General features: G+C 57.0%; 19 protein-coding genes and 1 tRNA gene. 11 read left to right on the top strand and 9 right to left on the bottom strand.

Translation table 11 applies throughout. From position 1 onward, the window contains the following. Positions 1–306: 306 nt before the first annotated feature. A complete protein-coding gene (locus tag ABVF61_RS04400) occupies positions 307–897 on the bottom strand; it encodes a LysE family translocator (RefSeq protein WP_353992314.1) in 591 nt (196 codons plus the stop codon). 558 nt (positions 898–1,455) lie between these two features. Between ABVF61_RS04400 and ABVF61_RS04405 the strand changes: the two genes are divergently transcribed. After that, a complete protein-coding gene (locus ABVF61_RS04405; RefSeq protein WP_353992315.1) occupies positions 1,456–2,106 on the top strand; it encodes a VPLPA-CTERM sorting domain-containing protein in 651 nt (216 codons plus the stop codon). A gap of 477 nt (positions 2,107–2,583) precedes the next feature. Here the strand turns inward: ABVF61_RS04405 and ABVF61_RS04410 are convergent. After that, positions 2,584–2,659, bottom strand: a tRNA-Lys gene (locus ABVF61_RS04410). 606 nt (positions 2,660–3,265) lie between these two features. Between ABVF61_RS04410 and ABVF61_RS04415 the strand changes: the two genes are divergently transcribed. From ABVF61_RS04415 to ABVF61_RS04425, 3 genes are all read left to right on the top strand, one after another. Beyond that, positions 3,266–5,041 carry an acetolactate synthase 3 large subunit gene (locus ABVF61_RS04415; protein WP_353992316.1) on the top strand — a complete coding sequence of 592 codons (1,776 nt, stop codon included), beginning with the start codon at positions 3,266–3,268 and terminating at the stop codon, positions 5,039–5,041. Positions 5,042–5,067: 26 nt separating this feature from the next. Further along, the gene (ilvN, locus tag ABVF61_RS04420; protein WP_353992317.1) at positions 5,068–5,640 is read left to right on the top strand and encodes an acetolactate synthase small subunit; all 573 of its coding nucleotides are present in this window, start codon (positions 5,068–5,070) and stop codon (positions 5,638–5,640) included. A 732-nt stretch (positions 5,641–6,372) separates the two neighbouring features. Further along, complete coding sequence (locus ABVF61_RS04425; RefSeq protein WP_353992318.1) at positions 6,373–7,179, top strand: arylamine N-acetyltransferase family protein; 807 nt, start codon at positions 6,373–6,375, stop codon at positions 7,177–7,179. A gap of 584 nt (positions 7,180–7,763) precedes the next feature. On the opposite strand, the gene ABVF61_RS04430 is transcribed toward ABVF61_RS04425, so the two are convergent. Then, positions 7,764–8,246, bottom strand: coding sequence for an SRPBCC domain-containing protein (locus ABVF61_RS04430; RefSeq protein WP_353992319.1), 483 nt, complete (start codon positions 8,244–8,246; stop codon positions 7,764–7,766). Positions 8,247–8,267: 21 nt separating this feature from the next. Continuing rightward, entirely contained in the window at positions 8,268–8,684 is a 417-nt protein-coding gene (locus ABVF61_RS04435; protein ID WP_353992320.1) for an SRPBCC family protein, read from the bottom strand. Between the two features lie 56 nt (positions 8,685–8,740). Here ABVF61_RS04435 and ABVF61_RS04440 point away from each other — a divergent pair, with 56 nt between their 5' ends. Together ABVF61_RS04440 and serA are read left to right on the top strand one after the other, a co-directional pair. Beyond that, the gene (locus ABVF61_RS04440) at positions 8,741–9,076 is read left to right on the top strand and encodes an ArsR/SmtB family transcription factor (RefSeq protein WP_353992321.1); all 336 of its coding nucleotides are present in this window, start codon (positions 8,741–8,743) and stop codon (positions 9,074–9,076) included. A gap of 243 nt (positions 9,077–9,319) precedes the next feature. Continuing rightward, positions 9,320–10,564 (top strand): phosphoglycerate dehydrogenase, encoded by a 1,245-nt coding sequence (serA, locus tag ABVF61_RS04445; protein WP_353992322.1) that lies wholly within the window; start codon positions 9,320–9,322, stop codon positions 10,562–10,564. Between the two features lie 127 nt (positions 10,565–10,691). On the opposite strand, the gene ABVF61_RS04450 is transcribed toward serA, so the two are convergent. The 5 genes from ABVF61_RS04450 to ABVF61_RS04470 form a co-directional block, all read right to left on the bottom strand. Next, positions 10,692–11,084, bottom strand: coding sequence for a GFA family protein (locus ABVF61_RS04450; protein WP_353992323.1), 393 nt, complete (start codon positions 11,082–11,084; stop codon positions 10,692–10,694). A 197-nt stretch (positions 11,085–11,281) separates the two neighbouring features. Further along, entirely contained in the window at positions 11,282–11,620 is a 339-nt protein-coding gene (locus ABVF61_RS04455; RefSeq protein ID WP_353992324.1) for a hypothetical protein, read from the bottom strand. Between the two features lie 223 nt (positions 11,621–11,843). Continuing rightward, positions 11,844–12,479, bottom strand: coding sequence for a hypothetical protein (locus ABVF61_RS04460; RefSeq protein ID WP_353992325.1), 636 nt, complete (start codon positions 12,477–12,479; stop codon positions 11,844–11,846). A 107-nt stretch (positions 12,480–12,586) separates the two neighbouring features. After that, positions 12,587–13,216 (bottom strand): DUF1826 domain-containing protein, encoded by a 630-nt coding sequence (locus tag ABVF61_RS04465; RefSeq protein ID WP_353992326.1) that lies wholly within the window; start codon positions 13,214–13,216, stop codon positions 12,587–12,589. Beyond that, positions 13,213–14,427: a GTP-binding protein gene (locus ABVF61_RS04470; RefSeq protein WP_353992327.1), complete on the bottom strand. Its 1,215-nt coding sequence runs from the start codon at positions 14,425–14,427 to the stop codon at positions 13,213–13,215. Before ABVF61_RS04470 ends, ABVF61_RS04465 begins: the two co-directional genes overlap by 4 nt. A 166-nt stretch (positions 14,428–14,593) precedes the next feature. Here ABVF61_RS04470 and ABVF61_RS04475 point away from each other — a divergent pair, with 166 nt between their 5' ends. The 5 genes from ABVF61_RS04475 to ABVF61_RS04495 all read left to right on the top strand — a co-directional run bounded on the left by ABVF61_RS04475 (position 14,594) and on the right by ABVF61_RS04495 (position 17,929). Beyond that, positions 14,594–15,055 carry a thiol-disulfide oxidoreductase DCC family protein gene (locus ABVF61_RS04475; RefSeq protein WP_353992328.1) on the top strand — a complete coding sequence of 154 codons (462 nt, stop codon included), beginning with the start codon at positions 14,594–14,596 and terminating at the stop codon, positions 15,053–15,055. Between the two features lie 90 nt (positions 15,056–15,145). Next, a complete protein-coding gene (locus ABVF61_RS04480) occupies positions 15,146–15,712 on the top strand; it encodes a DUF4166 domain-containing protein (RefSeq protein WP_353992329.1) in 567 nt (188 codons plus the stop codon). A gap of 149 nt (positions 15,713–15,861) precedes the next feature. Further along, a complete protein-coding gene (locus ABVF61_RS04485; RefSeq protein ID WP_353992330.1) occupies positions 15,862–16,347 on the top strand; it encodes a hypothetical protein in 486 nt (161 codons plus the stop codon). Positions 16,348–16,594: 247 nt separating this feature from the next. After that, positions 16,595–17,344, top strand: a complete 750-nt coding sequence (locus ABVF61_RS04490) for a pyridoxine 5'-phosphate synthase (RefSeq protein ID WP_353992331.1) — start codon at positions 16,595–16,597, stop codon at positions 17,342–17,344. Then, positions 17,345–17,929, top strand: a complete 585-nt coding sequence (locus ABVF61_RS04495; RefSeq protein ID WP_353992332.1) for an HD domain-containing protein — start codon at positions 17,345–17,347, stop codon at positions 17,927–17,929. Positions 17,930–17,959: the final 30 nt, after the last annotated feature.

Raw genomic sequence — 17,959 nt, forward strand, 5'->3', positions numbered from 1 at the left:
TCCCGACCGCAGCACTTGGGATGTGCTTACAGCAGAGACTGGAAAGCGCCTGGGCGCGGACCCGATAAGGTGTTTTGATCCAGCAATGCACTTCTCCTATGCGCTGTCTCGCAGCGCCAACGGGACGCTACGTAACGGCACGCGGATTTCAATTCAACCGTTAAGTTCAACATGGATACGATCCTGAACGTGAGTTGCGCAAAAGTCACAGACGTTTTTCTGCTCAACTGCACGCGAAGCCGTTACTTAGAGGGCCTTCAAAAAAAGCCACCTCCGTTACTCGCTCCCGGGGCAACTCATGTGGTCTCACTTCGGCGCTGCCAGCGCCAACGCGACTACCGCAAGTAGCGATGCGGCCATCGCAATATTCACTCGGCGCTGAACCGTGGGATCAAGATTGAGCCGATGCAGAGCCATTCCAGCGTAAAGCCAGAGAAAATGTATCGGTAGCCAGATCATGTTCATGATCAGGAACTTCAGCGCGGTTTCAACAGCGAGATTCCCGGGCCAGAACGCAAATCCCGTCAGCAGCGTAGTGTTCACCGCATAGGCCTTCGGGTTCACCGTTTGCAATATCACACCCGCCAGGAATCCGGGAGCAGTCTCCGCCTTCCCAAAGGCGATGCGCGACCCGGCAAATGCGATCCGTGCAGCGAGATAGACGAGATACGCCACGGACGCAATCAGTAGCGCTATGCGGATGTTTTCGTTGGCCAGGAGGACCGTCGCCAGGCCCGATACGACTGCAAGCGCCACAAGATTAGTGCCAACAAACAGCCCCGCAATATAGTTTGCGCCCTGCCGAAAACCGAAAGCCGACCCGACCCCCGCCACGGACAATACACCAGGGCCGGGTGTGATAATCAGAAAAAAAACGGCAAAGGCAAACGTAACCATGCCGCGTCCTAATTTGCCACTCGAAGCGTGTCAATGCGGCGATTATTGATCGGTCCGGCTGATACGCAAATAAACGCACGTCCGGATTTGAGGCAGGAATTTGGTGGGTGAGTTGGTGGTGCGAACACCAGATCCTTCAACTACGATTAAAACAACTTTTCAGATACTTAAGAGAACTCAAAGTTGCAAGTCGCAAGCTTTTTCCGACCAATCCCAGTCTACAATTCAGCGTCTTTTTCGAAGTTTTCAAACCGCCGCATGACCGGCAATCTGACTGCTTTCGCGATGTATGTGATACCGATTGGGTGCTTCAGCGCTCTTCGTTTTAGACGCCGTAAATTGACCGAATTCACATCGAGTGAAAATGCTGCACTTCTCGCAAGTACGCCTGCGGCATTAATGCGAAGAATATTGGCGGATGCAGCACTCCGATTAAGAAACCAGGCAGCCATGAATGACGTAACTTTGCGTCATTTAGGGCAGGGTTAACAATTGACTAACGCAGGGTAAATAGTTACGATTGCCTGTTAGTTATTACAGTGCTGGGAGTGATTTTAAATGAAAGCGATGGTTAAAAAATTCATCTGCGTCGCCGGGTTAACATGTTCGAGTCTCTTGATGGCTACAAATGCAAACGCGGCATTAATGAGTGTTTCCGGACCCGCTTCGAATGCGGGGGCGATGGCCCAGATCATAATGGCGCCGACATTGGCGCTTGATTCTGCTGCTACAAATTTGGGTCAGCAAGGCTTCAACGAGCAACAGAATGTCTTGCTGACGAGTTCAATAAACGTTGACGGCGGCACAATTGCGGCTGGGACTAGAGTTAACAGCCACATGATCTTCCTTAACAAAGGAAGAAATGCGGGAATTGTCCATTTTGGAGTGGACTGGACGTTCTCCAACAGGATCCTTGGCGTCATGTCCGATTTTGGCGGAAACTTGGAAACTTCGACGACAAGCATTCTCGGATCGCTTTCGACCACGTACCCTAATGCCGGTTTCCCTGCCCGTGGTCTTGAAGCTAACGATAGCTACAGCTTCTTGGGGAACGTCCTTACAGTGAACATGAGAGTTACGGAGCCAGGCGACTGGATCCGTGTTGTGACCGCGGTTCCGATCCCAGCGGCATTGCCGCTGATGGGTGGCGCGCTCGCGGGCCTCGGTTTCCTCGGATGGCGTCGGAAACGCTCTTCCACGGCGGCATAATTCCGCTTCATCAACGAAAAAACTTCAGCGGCCCTCACGGGCCGCTTTTGCTTTGTACTGTTTTCCAGTTTGGCAAACAGCCTCGCCAAGACCAGCTGTCGCGAATGACACGATCGGCCTATTCCATTGCTTACTTCAACTAGCTGACCTTGCTTTGTATGATGGCGCTATCGCCAAAATGACGGCCCATGTTTGTGGGGCTGGGCATAAAAAGTTAAGCACAGAAATACACTCCAACATAAGACGATCCCGTACTCTTTTTCGTTCGCGGCGTACGAAGTTTCTACAATCCGTAAACATCTTGTGCGCGCGCCCTGAGCGCCCTTTCCAGGGGCGACCTGGATCGTGCCTGAATTCGGACAGCACAGGCACAGAACAAAGTGTTCGACGTCTCACGGCGTCTCACGTTCCCGCTCCGTTCACGGCGCACAAGATGCGCAAAACACGTATTCTCATAACAAATTCAGAGAGATAGTTTGGTGGGTGAGTGGGGGCTCGAACCCCAGACCCGCTGATTAAGAGTCAGCTGCTCTACCAACTGAGCTACACACCCATCATCGCAATTCCGCCCTGGTGGCGGCGAAGCGGAGTGCGCCGTATATAATGCGCGCCTGCTCCCTGCAACAGTCATTGTGACATTTTTCTATCATCCCGGCCATGCAGTTTTTGCAAGGGCCGTCGAAACCGCGGTCGCCAAGCACAAATCGGCCTTCATTTGGTGAGCGAAGGAAATATTTAAAAACATCACGCATCTTTTGCGCAATAATCGAAATTTGGGGTTGACCGGTTCTGAGCGTCTCACTAGTGTGCGCCGCGTCGAGACCGGGTGGTATCGGCAGGTTTGAAACGGCAGCGCCTGAGGGTCGTGCCTTTAAAAGCCAAATCAAGCAAGGGTCTCAGTGACCTGCAGTATCGAAGGACCGGGACGGCATGATGATGTCGCTCATTCTAGTAGTGGTAGGAAAGCGCGCCTCCGCGGCGGGATAACCCCGTACGGACAGGATGGCGCGCGATCAAGGCTCCCCAAGGGGCCTTTTTTTGTATCCGCCTCCTGAAATCGCTGCTGCCTCTCCGTATCTTGATGCTACAGGGCTGAAACCGACATAAACAAAATACGAGCCAGGCCTAATAACGGGCCATGAACCGCAAGGACACTAAGATGACACGGGAAATGACCGGCGCCGAAATGGTCATACAGGCGCTGAAAGACCAGGGAGTTGATACGATCTTCGGCTACCCGGGCGGTGCAGTGCTTCCCATTTACGACGAGATCATCCAGCAGGAAGGCCTGGAGCATATTCTCGTGCGCCACGAGCAGGGTGCCGGCCACGCGGCCGAAGGCTATGCCCGCTCCACGGGCAAACCGGGCATTGCCCTCGTCACCTCCGGCCCGGGCGCAACCAACATGGTGACGGCCCTGACGGATGCCATGATGGACTCCATTCCCCTCGTGTGCATCTCCGGCCAGGTGCCGACCCACCTTATCGGCAACGACGCCTTCCAGGAATGCGACACTGTCGGCATCACCCGCCCGTGCACCAAGCACAACTGGCTTGTGCGCAACGTGGACGATCTGCCCCGTGTCCTGCACGAGGCGTTTTATGTCGCAACCTCGGGCCGTCCTGGCCCCGTTGTCGTCGACATTCCAAAGGACGTCCAGTTTGCCACCGGCACATATCAGGGCCCGACACCGAACCCGGCGGCAGCCCACAAAAGCTATCGCCCGCAGCTGAAAGGTGACGCTGCGTCCATAAGGCAGGCCGCCGAAATGATGGCCGCAGCAAAGAAGCCGGTTCTCTATACCGGTGGCGGTGTCATCAATTCAGGGACACACGCCTGTCAGTTGTTGCGCGAACTCGTGTCGCTGACCGGTTTCCCGATCACCTCCACATTGATGGGCCTCGGCGCTTATCCGGCTTCCGGTGACAACTGGCTCGGTATGCTGGGCATGCACGGCACCTATGAAGCAAACATGGTGATGCATGACTGCGACCTGATGGTGTGTATCGGTGCGCGTTTCGACGACCGTATCACCGGTCGCACCGACGCGTTCTCGCCGAACTCGCGCAAGATCCACATCGACATCGACCCCTCGTCGATCAACAAGACGATCAATGCCGACCTGCCGATCATCGGCGATGTCGGGCATGTTCTGGAAGATCTGGTCCGGATCTGGCGATCGTCCTCGCTGAAGGCTGATGCGGCCGCGATGAAGGACTGGTGGCAGCAGATCGATGCATGGCGCGCCCGCAACTCGCTCGCCTACAAGCCCAACAATGACGTCATCATGCCGCAATATGCGATCCAGCGGCTCTATGAACTCACAAAACACCGCAAGACCTTCATTTCCACGGAAGTCGGCCAGCACCAGATGTGGGCGGCTCAGTTCTATGGCTTCGAGGAGCCGAACCGGTGGCTGACATCGGGCGGCCTCGGAACGATGGGCTATGGTCTGCCGGCGGCGATCGGCGCGCAGGTGGCGCATCGCGATGCGCTCTGTGTCGATATCGCCGGCGATGCCTCGATCCTGATGAACATCCAGGAAATGTCGACGGCGGTCCAGTTTGGCCTTCCGGTCAAGGTGTTCATCCTCAACAACCAGTACATGGGCATGGTCCGCCAGTGGCAGCAGCTCTTGCACGGCAACAGGCTCTCCCACTCCTACACCGACAGCCTGCCTGATTTCGTCAAGCTGGCCGATGCCTATGGCGGTGTCGGCATTCGCGTGGAAAAACCGGGGGATCTGGACGGCGCGATCGAAGAGATGATCTCCGTCGACAAGCCGGTGCTGTTCGATTGCCGGGTGGCCAACCTTGCCAACTGCTTCCCGATGATCCCTTCGGGCAAGGCCCACAACGAAATGCTGTTGCCGGACGAAGCCAATGACGAGGCGGTCGCCAACGCGATCAGCGCCGAAGGCAAATCGCTCGTTTAAGGTCAGGCAAGAAGGACACTTTGAATATGAACGCACAGAATGTGGATGCGCCTTCCGCCTATTTCCTGGCCGAAGTCAGCAACGAAATCGAAACCCACACCCTATCGCTACTCGTCGACAACGAACCGGGCGTCCTCGCCCGCGTGATCGGGCTTTTCTCCGGGCGCGGCTACAACATCGACAGCCTCACCGTGTCGGAAACCGAACATGAGCGGCACTTGTCGCGGATCACCATCGTGACCACGGGTACACCGATGATCATCGAACAGATCCGCCACCAGCTTGACCGGCTGGTTCCCGTCCATCGCGTGACCGACCTCACCGTTCGCGCCCGCCGCGCCAACCAGGACAAACCGCTGGAGCGGGAACTTGCCCTGATCAAGGTGGCCGGTGATGGCGACAAGCGGCTGGAAGCGTTGCGTCTCGGCGATGCGTTCCGCGCGACGGTGATCGATGCAACCACGGAGCATTTCGTCTTTGAAATCACGGGCCGCACGTCCAAGATCGAGCAGTTCATCGCGATCATGAAACCGCTCGGCCTTGTCGAGGTTTCCCGCACCGGCGTCGCCGCCGTACAGCGGGGTCCGGAAGGGCTTTAAGCACTTCATTTGTGGAAACACCCGAACCCGCCGCACCCGTGTGGCGGGTCTTTTTATACCCTGCCTTCCGCCAAGATGACCTCATCCTGAGGAGGCCTGGCGGGCTTCCCGTCTCCCTGCGATTAGATCCGGGCCCACCGCCCCCGGATCTCCGCTGCGCTTTTTCCGGGTGACGAACACGGCTGTTTTTTCTACTGCGCCGTCACGGACTTGATCCGGGATCCAGCCCAGGAGCTCATGACATTCATTCGAATTTGACCCCGGCTCAAGGCCGGGGCGGCACTGGTGTGAGGCGAAACATATAAGCTGTGGTCTCATCCCAGGAGGACTACTCGGTCCGCCTGGAAGGAATGGGGCTGGCACCTGACCGGCTGCCCCATTGCCGGCCTTCACGGGCAAGTCCTTCGAGACGCTTGCACGCCCATCAGGATGAAGTCTTTCGTCCATTGTCGTCATCCCGGCCAAGCGCAGCGCGAGCCGGGATCGGTAAGGCAGAGGCCTGACGGGTTTCCCATTTCCCTGCAATTTGACCCGGGCTCACCGGCCCCGGATCTCCACTGCGCTGCGTCCGGGGTGACGATTGCGATAAAAACGACGCTCCGCGCCGTGCCGGACTTGATCCGGGACCTGGGAAAAGCCGGTATCGAAACAGTTGCTGAGCACTGCCCCTTCATATTCGCTGGCCGGAGCCTTACATCCGACGGGCGTTTCTGACTAAACCGGACCACCTCAATGCCCTTTGATCTTGCCACTTACTTCAACCGCATCGGCCTTGAAACCTGCACGGCAGATCTCAACGGGCTGAAGCGACTGCAGGCGGCGCAGATCGGTGCAATACCGTTTGAGAACGTATTGCCATTTCTTGGAAAGGTGCCCGAGCTTGAACCCGAAAGCCTCTGGCAAAAGCTCGTTCTTGAGAAATGCGGAGGTTATTGCTTTGAGGTGAATACTCTCCTTGGTCAGGCTCTCCATGCGCTCGGCTTCCCCAACCGCCAGGTATTGGCACGTGTGCGCATGGGCGAAGAAGAAGGCGGCGCCAGAACGCATCTTGCCTTTGTGGTTCCGCTTGAAGGAGACGAATGGCTGGTTGACGCCGGCTTCGGCGGTCAGGCACCGGCCGAGCCTGTGAAGATCTCTACCAATGAAGAACAGCAAATCCGCGACCAGGTCTACCGGATACGGTTTGAAGCTTCTTCAGGCGAGCATGTCCTGGAGCGCAAGACCGACGAGGGCTGGTTTCCGCTCTATGGTTTTGACGGCGTCGCCGTGCGTCAGGCCGACATCGACGCCTCCAACTTCGTGTGCGCCGCCTCGCCGCAACAGTCCTTTGCCGGTAGCATGAAATTCTACCGCCTGACAGATGACGGCTTCATCAGCTTCCTTGATGGCCGCGCGCGCAAGATTTCGGGAGACCAGAAACAGGACTGGCAGATCGGGACTGCGGAAGACCTGGCGACGTTCATGAAAAAGGACTTGGAGCTTGGGTACGACGACGCGACCATTCGCGCAATCGCCGACCGGCTGAGTGCCATGCTCTAAGCGCCTCCAAACTGCCCTCGTCCTGAGGAGGACCGCAAGGTGCGTCTAAAAGAATGCCCGGCACGATCAGAACATGCGGCCCATCCTTCGAGACGCGCTGGCGCGCTCCTCAGGATGAGGTTGTTCAGCCATTGTCGTCATCCCGGCCAAGCGCAGCGGAGATCCGGGGCCGGTGGGCCCGGGTCTAATCGCAGGGAGACGGGAAACCCGTGAGGTCTCAGCCTCACCGACCCCGGCTCGCGCTGCGCTTCGTCCGGGGTGACGAACACGGCTGTATTTTCCACAGCGCCGTCCCGGTCTTGATCCGGGACCTTGGCCAGGAACTCATGACAATCATTCGAATTTGGCCCCGGCTCAAGGCCGGGGCGGCACTGAGTATGTCGCCCTAACGTCTACGCATCACTTCATCCTGAGGAGGACCGCAAGGTCCGTCTCGAAGGATGGGCCATGTGCGCACGACCATGCGATTTATCCTTCGAGACGCTTCTACGAACCTCCTCATGATGAGGCCCAATATCCCAGTTTCGCGGAGAACATCCCGTTTCAGGAAACGCCCCAGCAGGTCATGAGGCCTTCAAACCGCGTCACTTATAAAACCCCTCCCGCAGATTTATGCCGTGTTCCACAAAGCCTTTCAGGGAGCACAGCATCTGCGTCCAGCCTTCGCAATTTCCGTAGGAGGCCTCGAGGCCGCCCTTGGTGTCGCGCCAGCCTTCTTCGCTGATGGTTACCAGCGTCCGGCCGCCGTCAAGCGGTTCGAAAGCCATGGTGACGGTGGTGTCGTAACCGGCCGGCTCCGGGATTTCGCCTGTCGAACTGACCTCACCGCTCTCCTGCGCGGCCCACCTCAATACAATGAGGCTGTCTTTCTCGACCCGGTCGACCATGACCGGGAATCGGCCCGGAAATTCGGCAAAGGACCAATTGACAGTCGCGCCGGGCTCAATGCGCCCATCGGCGCCGCCGGTCGTGAAGTAGCCTGACAGACGATCCGGATTGACGACGGCCTCGAAGACTTCGGAAACCGGCTTGTTTATCCTGCCGGCGATCTTGAACGACAATGCCATGTCTTCCTCCACAGTCTTCAGTCATTGTGCCTCCGCACGGGCGGAAAGGGTGTTGAGGTGATGTTGCCAGCCGCCACGATGTGCGCTGACAAGCTCCGCCCGTGAAGTTTCCGGCGCGCCGCTCCAGCCGCGATGGGCAAGGACGATAAGACTTCCCTCGCCATTTTCGACCAGTTGGATGGAAACCTCGGTTTCGAACCTCCAGTCATCGTCGCGCCAGCTGAGCCTCAACAGGTGCGGCGGCTCGATCTTTAGTACCTGCCCCCGCGTGTGGTGCTGGCCGGCATTGTCCCGCCACGGTTCGTAAAAGGTCCCACCCTCATGTGGTTCCAGAAGTACACCGTCTCCCCACCACAAGTTCGGCCGGATCAAGGTTTTCCAGACTTTCACAACCGGAACGGCACAGCTCTGCTCAAGCATTAGCTCATCATCGCGCATTGGAACCCTTCGTGGCTTGCCTTGCGTCTTCTAATTTAATGTTATAATTTTATAACATGTCAAGCGAAGATGATTCGGAAAGAATTTTCAAGGCGTTGGCGGACAAGCGCCGCCGCAGGATCCTCGATCTGTTAAAAGACAGCCCCAAAACGACGGGAACACTCTGCGAAGAGTTTCCGGAAATCAACCGCTGCACGGTGATGCAGCACATGCGGGTTCTGGAAGCGGCGGATCTGATCATCGTGCAACGCAAGGGCCGCGAGCGCTGGAACCATCTCAACGCGCTGCCCATCAAGGAGATCCACGATCGCTGGATCGGCGACTACGCCGAAAATGCCGTCAATATTCTGTCGCGGCTCAAATCAGACCTTGAAATGCCGGGCAGCAACTGACGCCTGCTGAACAGGCAAGACAAGAGCCGATTTTCAACGTCAGACGCCGACTTTGCAGCGCGCGGAGGGACACAATGCCAACTTGGCTCCTCTTCCCCATGCAACGTCTGCATTGCTGGCGGAAACTCAACAATTCGTTGCCACGACGGCCTAGACGCGACACGGAACAGCGCGTATACGACACCGGCGTTCCGCGCCCTTAAAGCGCATGAAACATCTCATTCAGAAAAAGGCTCCAAGCCCATGAACCACGGTCTGTCCCGGCCGAAAAACCAAATCCGATGGCTCCTTCTGGAAGGTATCTCGCCGACCGCACGTAAAGTGCTTGAAAAAGCGGGTTACGCCAACGTGGAGGTCTTGCCGGGTGCGCTTGAAAAGGACGCGCTTATCGAGCGCATGCAGGACGTGCAGATCCTGGGCATCCGCTCGCGTACACAGGTAACCGAGGAGGTTCTGGAGGCTGCCAAGAGCCTTGTCGCGGTCGGCTGTTTTTCCGTCGGAACGAACCAGGTCGATCTCGACGGCACGCTCATGCGCGGCATCCCGGTTTTCAATGCACCGTTTTCAAACACACGTTCCGTCGCCGAACTGACAATTGCCGAAATCGTCATGCTGATGCGCGGCGTCTTTTCCAAATCGGCCGCCGCGCACGAGGGGCGTTGGCTGAAGAGTGCCGCAGGGTCTCACGAAATCCGTGGAAAGACGCTCGGCATTGTCGGCTACGGCAACATCGGAACGCAATTGTCCAATCTCGCTGAAGCGATGGGCATGCGGGTGATCTATTTCGACATGGTCGACAAGCTGCAGCACGGCAACGTGGCGCCGACAGAAAGCCTCGATGCCTTGCTTGGTGAAGCCGACGTCGTTTCCCTGCATGTTCCCGATACGCGGGAGACCCAGAACATGTTCCGCGCCGAGCAGATCGGGAAGATGAAAAAAGGCGCATTCCTGATCAACAATGCACGCGGCAAGGTGATCGATATCGATGCGCTGGCCGAAGCCCTGAAGTCGGGCCATCTCGCAGGTGCGGCCATCGACGTCTTTCCGGTTGAGCCGAAATCCAACAAGGATGAGTTCACCTCTCCCTTGCGCGGCCTCGACAACGTTATCCTGACACCGCATGTCGGCGGCTCGACGGAAGAGGCCCAGGCGCGGATCGGCGAAGAAGTTTCCAAGCGGCTTGTTGAGTATTCCGATGTCGGTTCCACGATCGGAGCTGTTGAATTCCCACAGGTCCAGTTGCCCAAAGGCACGGACGCGACACGCTTTATCCAGGTGCACCACAATGCGCCGGGCGCAATGCGCACGCTTAACGACCTGTTTACGCGGCACGACCTCAACATCCACGCGCAGTTCATGCAATCGCATCAGGACATCGGCTATGTGGTTCTGGACGTGGACAGCCCGGTTGCAGACCCGGTCAGCATCCTGGAAGAGATCCGCAACCTGCCCAACACCATCCGTGCCAGGCTCCTGAATCGCGTGTAACGGAAACCTCGTCTATTTTCAGAAGCCCCGGCACAAACCGGGGCTTTTGTTTGCCTGACATTGGCCTTTGTCAGCCGGCGCATCGTTTTTCACGCGCGAGAGAGGAAGAAGTATCGGTAGCCGACCTTCAACGCTGACTGATCTCAACTGTCCACCATTTTGGCTGGCCGCTTCGAAATGAATGCCCCTTAGGCACAAGTTCTGCGTCGTCAGGCTCATCGAAACTTCCAACCAGGAGAGCTACAGTCGGCGCATCGTCGATTGCTCCGAGGGTACTGCCGCACATCGCGCAAAACGCCCTGCTGGATACCTTCGAGGAACGGTAGACAGAAGGCGCACCGCCCGGCCCCGTCCAAGAAACCGCCTTGCTTGGAAATTCCACCCATGCTGCCGTAAGGGCTCCAGTATGCCGCCGGCACATCTCGCAGGAGCAGGTGTGGGGGTTTACTGCAAGTCCTTTGGCTTCAAATCGGATATGGCCGCACAGGCAGCCACCTGTGTAAGTCTTTGCGTCAACCATCAGCAAGGGTCCCGTCGTCAAACTGGGTTGGAGAGTGATCCTCAATCAGGATTTAGTCTGGTTTGAGCGGAACGCAAGACTGATTGCACGTCAGATAAAATACAACTTAACCAGCCCGTGACACATGCTTCCAACACAGCGTGTCAACACACGACGTTGTTGTACCGGCTGGACCGTGCGCATGATCAAAGCCCTTGTCAGCAGGAACATCCTGAAAAATCATTCTGGTTGTTCGGGCATACCAGTTCCTGCCTCGGAAATCCCATCCGGGCCTGAGCGAATTCGGCGAAAAATCCACCATTTGCCCAGCACCATTTGCCCTCGCCAAGGACGGTGCTGGACGCATCGCAGGCGCGGCCTAGGTAAAGCGTTTCCTTTTGACGGGTCACGGAAGACGCGGCACCGGCTTCATGGAACCGCGTTACCGGATATTGCGAACGCAAGACATAACCGGATTGATTGCAGCTCAACGACCAGCTGTGGTTGTCAGCGACATAGTCATACTCCTGCGCCATTGCGCCAAAGGACAAAAACATCAACCAAGCCAGTGTTGGAGGGACTCGTTTCATAAAGGACATGACACACGCTCTCATGAAGCCTGAACGACAACAACCTTCATCTTAAAACTGCCCGAAGACAAAGCCAAACGCCACTGCTCAACCAGCTGAATGGAAACGGAGCCGTCCAGAGGCAATTTACCCAAACGCAAGCCGGAAACAGTGCGCTCTAAAGGTCCGTGGGACAAGCATTCAGGTACACTCAGTCCGCATCTGCGAGGCTTGTTTCTACTTTATAACCAGCGGCGAGGACGGCGACTGTCGGCGCTGGCGTCAAAACCGTAACAGGCGCGTTTCGGAGATGGTCAAAAGAAATCCCCGTGCCGTAACGACCGTTTTCGTATGGAAAAAGAGAGCCATCCAGAATCTGATGCGGCCGCCCTTCCGTCAAAACAAACGTATGGTTTGGCAGGTCACTCAAAAGCGACTGGTGACGAACCTGAACGCGGTTGCGTTTCGTGCGTGCCGAATGCAAAACCGCATCCATCTCCTTGTGTCCCGGCCTTTGGCCGTGCGCTTTCGTCCAGGCCTCAAGCCAGGCCCTATAAGCCTTCGGCCTGCAATAGGCACAGGGCCGGTGTCCAGCGGCAAGGGCGATCGCCTCGTCCAGGAAAAACAGCGGTGTCCATCCCCTTGCCGGTTGCGGTCCGTGGTATCGGCCACGCGGATGGACCAGATCGCAGACAATCCAGTGCTGGTGTTTCCACCTGGACGTGCCCAGCCGGCCGTGTTCGTCAAATGTCAGAATGCCCCGGTTGCCGGTAAACGCGCCTCGAAAGGGTGCGGAAACGATTTCTCCAGTTGGCAAAACCCGATTCTGCAGATGTGCTCGTGCCACGCTCTTCCGTCCTTGATTGAAACTTTGACCGGAAGCAACGCTATACGGCTGGTAAGCCCCACCGCAAACAGAATACGTTTGCAGTGGCACAAATCACGACAGCCTATTCACTCCATGGGATCGATCACCAGAAGCAGCCGATGTCCACTCAAAGGTTCCGGATCAGGTGAGCGGTGAAAGAGGCCGGTACGTTCTTCGCCAGGCCACGCACCGCCCCGGAACAGCGCAACCGCACCGCGCGTCACTTGCCGAACAGATTGCTGGTCGTTCTCGTGTCCCATCGGAACATATTCTGTTCCTTTGCCGCGATAAGTGCAGAGAAGCCGCGCCGGAACATTGTCGACATGGAATTTCGGACACATCACCTCGTCCGAGACGTCCAGCCGCACCCGCACCTGACGTACCTTAAGCGACTTTGCCAGCATCATGGCAAGGGCGCCGACATCACCTGTGAGCATGTCCATTTCCGGACTTTTTGGCACATTTGCCTGTTCGCAAGCGGCAATCGCTGCAGCTTCGGCAAGGTGCACCGGAACAATGGTGCGGAGCTCAGGCAACTGCTCAAAAGGCAAGGCATCGATCCAGCTTTGAAAGGCCTGATCGCAGGCACGTGTCCAGATGGTTGCTGCAACGCCGGGCGCGTCGATTTCGGCTAGAATATCCGGCTCGCGGCCCATGAGGACATTCCGGGCTTTTGCCCGGAGCGGCCGGTGTGCTTCCGTTTCCGCAAGGCTCATGCTGCCTGCTCCGCCATCCGGAAAGCAGGAAAGGGATCCGGCAGATCGGCAAATGCCGCAAGATCGTTGCCGCTTTCTTCGGTGATCAGGCATGCGTCGAGCCGGCTGCGGAGTTCGGGCCAGTCAATCCCGGCACCGATAAAGACGATTTCCTGCCGGCGGTCTCCAAAGGGTTCGGCCCAGTGGGATCTCGCATAAGCATGTGCGCGCTCGTCATCAGGCCAGCGCTCTATGGGAACCGAGGCCCACCAGGTTCCGAGCGGAGACACGCTGGAAAGAGCTCCAGCCAGCGAAAATTCGATCACCCATTCCGGACGGCTGCCGATCCAGAAATGACCCTTGGCCCGAATGACACCCGGCATTGGGCCGTTCAAAAGCGCGTGGACCTTTTGCGGGTCGAATGGGCGTCTTGCCCGGTAGACATAGGACGCAACGCCATACTCTTCTGTTTCCGGAACGTGATCCGCAAAGCCGTAGAGTTCTTTCGCCCACATAGGATGCTCATGCGCTTTTTCAAAATTGAAGAGACGCGTGTTCAGAATATCTGCGGGTGGAATCTCGCTATAGTCGGTTTCCAGGATCCTGGCATCCGCGTTGAGGCTGCGAATGATCTTGCGTGCGGCATCCACCTGAGCCGGTGTCGCAGCGCTTACCTTGTTCAGGATAACCACATCCGAAAACTCAATCTGGTCGGTCAATAGGTGCACCAGTGTGCGCTCGTCTTCTTCTCCGAGGGTTTCGCCCCGGTCGCTCAGGAAATCATGGCTGGAGAAGTCTTTCAGCAAATTGACGGCATCGACGACCGTGACCATCGTATCCAGCCTGGCCACATCGGACAGGCTCTCCCCGTGTTCATCCCGAAACTCGAAAGTCGCGGCAACCGGCAGCGGTTCGGAGATCCCGGTCGATTCAATCAGCAGGTAGTCGAACTTTCCTTCTTCGGAAAGACGCCGGACCTCGTTGAGGAGATCGTCCCGCAACGTGCAGCATATGCACCCGTTGGACATTTCGACGAGTGTCTCGTCGGTCTTGCTCAGTTCCGCCCCCCCGGCTCGCACCAGATCCGCGTCGATATTGACCTCCGACATGTCATTGACGATGACGGCGACCTTCAGGTTGTCGCGGTTGTTCAGGACGCGATTGAGTAATGTGGTTTTCCCGGCTCCGAGAAATCCGGACAGGACCGTTACCGGCAAACGAGTATCAGTCATCACCTCTCCATACGCTGATTTGTAATGTTATTACATTACCGGAGAACATACTCAATTTTGAGCGCATGACAAGAAGGCGGTTTGTTTGCAACAAGGATCCCCACCTTTAACGGCAACTGTGGAGCCGCGACGATAAGCACATGGACCAGGATGGGGCAGTTGCGTCATGCTTGTACCACGCCGTCAGTCCGGCCCAGAACATGAAAAGGAACCCGGTTACGTGTCACAGCTTTCAGGAACACAGAACCTGATCGTCTTTGACGATATCTGCATCATTTGTTCGGGTTTTGCGCGTTTCATGGCCCATCGCGACAGATCAGCAGGTTTCCGTTTCGTCCGTGCCCGATCCGAAACCGGGCGTGCGCTATATCAGAAATTTGACCTGGACCCGGACCTCCTCGAAACCAACATCGTGATTCTGGACGGCAAGGCCTATACGAAGATGGCCTCGTTCGCTGCAGCCATGCGAAGCGTCGGAGGACCTTGGGCGCTGCTTGCAGTCATCGACTTTTTACCCAATGTCATAACCGACTGGCTGTACGACCGCATTGCCCGAAACCGGTTTGCATTCGGCAAAAGATCATGCCCCCTTCCCTCAAAGGAATTGAAGGATCGGATCGTTGACTAAGCGCATCCGCTCCGAAAGCTTAGGCTTGGATCTGGATCGTGCTGCCGGTTTCGGTAGCAGAGGGCAACAGAATTGAATGCGAAACCGGACATGAGCGCCCAGGAAAGCCAGAGCCTGTTTCGGCGGGCGCTCGGGCACGAGTTCGACAAGCTTCCCGCGACGGTGCGCGCTCTTCACAGCGTTGTGGGCAAACATGACTGGATTGGAGAGGCCAGAGTAACGCGCGGGTCTTCAGTGCTGGGCAAACTTGTCTGCCGGCTGATCGGCTTTCCGCCAGAATCCAAACAAACACCAGTGTCCGTCACAATCGAGAGACAGCAGGACGCTGAAATCTGGCATCGTGATTTCGGCGGCAAGTGCTTCTCCTCCACGCTTACGCTTAGGAACGATCAGAGCCGCGGTCACGTTTATGAACGTTTCGGACTAATGAAATTCAATATCGACCTGACATTCGATGGCGAAAGACTGCATTTTCCCGTCACTCGCGCAAGCTTGCTCGGTATCCCTCTGCCAGGCTGGCTGCTGCCGAGAAGCGAAGCGACTGAGTTTCAGGACAACGGTCGTTTCAACTTCGATGTCATGGTCTCGCTCCCTGGCATAGGCCAACTGGTCCGCTACCAGGGCTTCCTGATCGCTACGTCTCGACCCGGCACCTAGCGTCGCAAGGAATTGATTGCCAAACGCCATACCAACCCTCATAGGCAATCCAGGCCTGCCTCAACTGCACATAAAACACAGAAACCCTCCGAACGCTCTCCTGGAATGCGAACTATCAAGTTTGCGGTTCAATCGTATCGGGAGGCCACATGTTGCACGAATTCTCTCAGGCGCGGCACTGGCTGGTGCAAGACAAGTTTCGCTTCATCGTTTTTCTGGAAGTTGCGGCTGCCGGGTTTCTGGTCGCTCTCATGCTGGCGGAGGAACTAGGTTTTGGACAGTCGGGCCATGATCTTCAGCCTTCACCGATGAAAATAGCGTCGCTGGCAGCGGCCGGTGGGGCTGTTTCCGGTTTGCTTCTGTCCGGATGGTTCGGTCGGGCTGGAATTGCCGGATGGGGCTTCGCGGTTTTGGCGTCAGTGCTTTCACCCGTTTTGGCCGGTGCGATTGGTGGATCACTTGTGGCACCAGGCCTAGGGACGGTTTGGGGGGCAATAATGCCGATGTTGCTCTTTGTCCATCTGAAACCTTTCGCGGTCTGGCTGGGGTGCCTTTTCATCATCCACCTTCACGTCCGGCATCTGCGCCGAAGGGACCTGGATCAGAACAAAATTGGCCCAAGTGTTTTTGAATGATCGCAAACACCTCACAAACAGATTTGACGAACGGGTAGTCATGATCGGCCCTTAAGACGGGCGAACGATCAATGAAAGCTCTCATTTAATGGGCTTCAGATCGGAGACAAACAGGCGGAAACGGCGCTGAAAACATTGTCCCTAGAGACAATATCCCGTTTGACTTCAAAGGCTTTTGAAACAATGTTGCAATCCCGACCCAAATTATTGAATCGGATTGTGAACCGCCTCAACCGGACTCTCAGCCATGTCTGCCGTCTCACGCCTTTCAGTCAACGTCAATGCCATCGCCATGCTGCGAAACCGTCGCGATTTGCCCTGGCCGAGCGTGACCGGTCTTGCTGCCATTGCCATGGACGCCGGCGCTAAAGGCATCACCGTGCATCCGCGTCCGGACGAACGGCATATCCGCAAGACCGACGTCTTCGAACTTGCTGAGCTGATCGAGGACAGGTTCCCCAACAAGGAGCTGTGCCTGGAGGGATATCCATCCGAGGACTTCATGCGGCTGGTGGAAGAAGCCAGACCGGAACAGGTCCTGTTCGTTCCGGACGATCCGGAGCAGACAACCTCCGATCACGGGTGGGATTTCACCGGCGACATCGGCCTGCTTGAAACGGCGATCGCCGCCTCCAAGGAATGGGCCGTCAGCGTGTCACTATTCTGCGACCCGGATCCGGCTGCCCCCGAGCACGCCGCCCGCATTGGCGCGGAACGGATCGAGATTTATACCGGCCCCTATGGAGCCTGCTACGACGACAAGGTCACGGCGGAAAGGGAACTGGAACGCATCGAACTGACCGCATCTGCCGCCCGCGAATGCGGCCTTGGTGTCAACGCCGGGCACGACCTGACCGTTGAGAATATCCCGGCCCTCATCGCCAGGGCGCCCTTTATCCGGGAAATGTCCATCGGACACGGCTTTACCGCCGATGCCCTGATTTACGGATTTGCCGAGAGCGTCAAAAGGTTCCGCAAAGCGATGGGTGAAGTCTGAATGCCTGATGCGCTTGAACGTCAGGTCGCCTTCCTGCTTGAAGCCGACAAGCTGAAGGAGGTCGTCCGCCTCAATCAGCTTGCCAGCGGCACGCGAAGGGAAGGAACCGCAGAGCACTGCTGGCACGTTATCCTCCAGACATTGACCTTCGCAGATCACGCCCCGGACGGCACCGACATTCACCACGTGATCAAGCTCCTCACAGTTCACGACCTCGTCGAGATCGATGCGGGAGATCACTGGGTGGACGACACCAATTACGCTGCGGTCAAAGCCCGGGAAACCGCAGCGGCCGAACGTCTGTTTGCGCTGCTCCCGGAGGCACAAGGGGCGGAATTCAAGGCTCTCTGGCTTGAATTTGAAGCCAATGAAACAGACGAAGCGCGATTTGCAAACGCCATGGATGCCCTGCATCCGATGGTGCTTGTGTTCGCGTCAGGCCTGGAAGACCCGACCCATGCCCCAATTTCCGTGGCTGACTTGCGCGAAACCAAGGAAGCCCGCCTCAGCCCCTTTCCACAACTTTGGGAATATGCCCAGGGCCTTCTGGATCAAGCCGTGAAGGCAGGCCGCCTTCTGCCTTGATCCGCTCCTCGACTGCCGCTTCAAGCGGTC

The organism is Roseibium sp. HPY-6 (genome assembly GCF_040530035.1).
Classification (GTDB): Bacteria; Pseudomonadota; Alphaproteobacteria; order Rhizobiales; family Stappiaceae; genus Roseibium.

What these genes read in the sequence shown, in the direction of transcription:
- serA (WP_353992322.1), top strand. Translation starts at nt 9,320, where the DNA reads ATGAACCACGGTCTGTCCCGGCCGAAAAACCAAATCCGATGGCTCCTT.
- ABVF61_RS04425 (WP_353992318.1), top strand. Translation starts at nt 6,373, where the DNA reads ATGCCCTTTGATCTTGCCACTTACTTCAACCGCATCGGCCTTGAAACC.
- ABVF61_RS04400 (WP_353992314.1), bottom strand. Translation starts at nt 897, where the DNA reads ATGGTTACGTTTGCCTTTGCCGTTTTTTTTCTGATTATCACACCCGGC.
- ABVF61_RS04405 (WP_353992315.1), top strand. Translation starts at nt 1,456, where the DNA reads ATGAAAGCGATGGTTAAAAAATTCATCTGCGTCGCCGGGTTAACATGT.
- ABVF61_RS04475 (WP_353992328.1), top strand. Translation starts at nt 14,594, where the DNA reads ATGCTTGTACCACGCCGTCAGTCCGGCCCAGAACATGAAAAGGAACCC.
- ABVF61_RS04415 (WP_353992316.1), top strand. Translation starts at nt 3,266, where the DNA reads ATGACACGGGAAATGACCGGCGCCGAAATGGTCATACAGGCGCTGAAA.
- ABVF61_RS04450 (WP_353992323.1), bottom strand. Translation starts at nt 11,084, where the DNA reads ATGGTTGACGCAAAGACTTACACAGGTGGCTGCCTGTGCGGCCATATC.
- ABVF61_RS04485 (WP_353992330.1), top strand. Translation starts at nt 15,862, where the DNA reads ATGTTGCACGAATTCTCTCAGGCGCGGCACTGGCTGGTGCAAGACAAG.
- ABVF61_RS04465 (WP_353992326.1), bottom strand. Translation starts at nt 13,216, where the DNA reads ATGAGCCTTGCGGAAACGGAAGCACACCGGCCGCTCCGGGCAAAAGCC.
- ABVF61_RS04435 (WP_353992320.1), bottom strand. Translation starts at nt 8,684, where the DNA reads ATGCGCGATGATGAGCTAATGCTTGAGCAGAGCTGTGCCGTTCCGGTT.
- ABVF61_RS04495 (WP_353992332.1), top strand. Translation starts at nt 17,345, where the DNA reads ATGCCTGATGCGCTTGAACGTCAGGTCGCCTTCCTGCTTGAAGCCGAC.
- ABVF61_RS04490 (WP_353992331.1), top strand. Translation starts at nt 16,595, where the DNA reads ATGTCTGCCGTCTCACGCCTTTCAGTCAACGTCAATGCCATCGCCATG.
- ABVF61_RS04455 (WP_353992324.1), bottom strand. Translation starts at nt 11,620, where the DNA reads ATGTTTTTGTCCTTTGGCGCAATGGCGCAGGAGTATGACTATGTCGCT.
- ABVF61_RS04480 (WP_353992329.1), top strand. Translation starts at nt 15,146, where the DNA reads ATGAGCGCCCAGGAAAGCCAGAGCCTGTTTCGGCGGGCGCTCGGGCAC.
- ABVF61_RS04470 (WP_353992327.1), bottom strand. Translation starts at nt 14,427, where the DNA reads ATGACTGATACTCGTTTGCCGGTAACGGTCCTGTCCGGATTTCTCGGA.
- ABVF61_RS04430 (WP_353992319.1), bottom strand. Translation starts at nt 8,246, where the DNA reads ATGGCATTGTCGTTCAAGATCGCCGGCAGGATAAACAAGCCGGTTTCC.
- ilvN (WP_353992317.1), top strand. Translation starts at nt 5,068, where the DNA reads ATGAACGCACAGAATGTGGATGCGCCTTCCGCCTATTTCCTGGCCGAA.
- ABVF61_RS04440 (WP_353992321.1), top strand. Translation starts at nt 8,741, where the DNA reads ATGTCAAGCGAAGATGATTCGGAAAGAATTTTCAAGGCGTTGGCGGAC.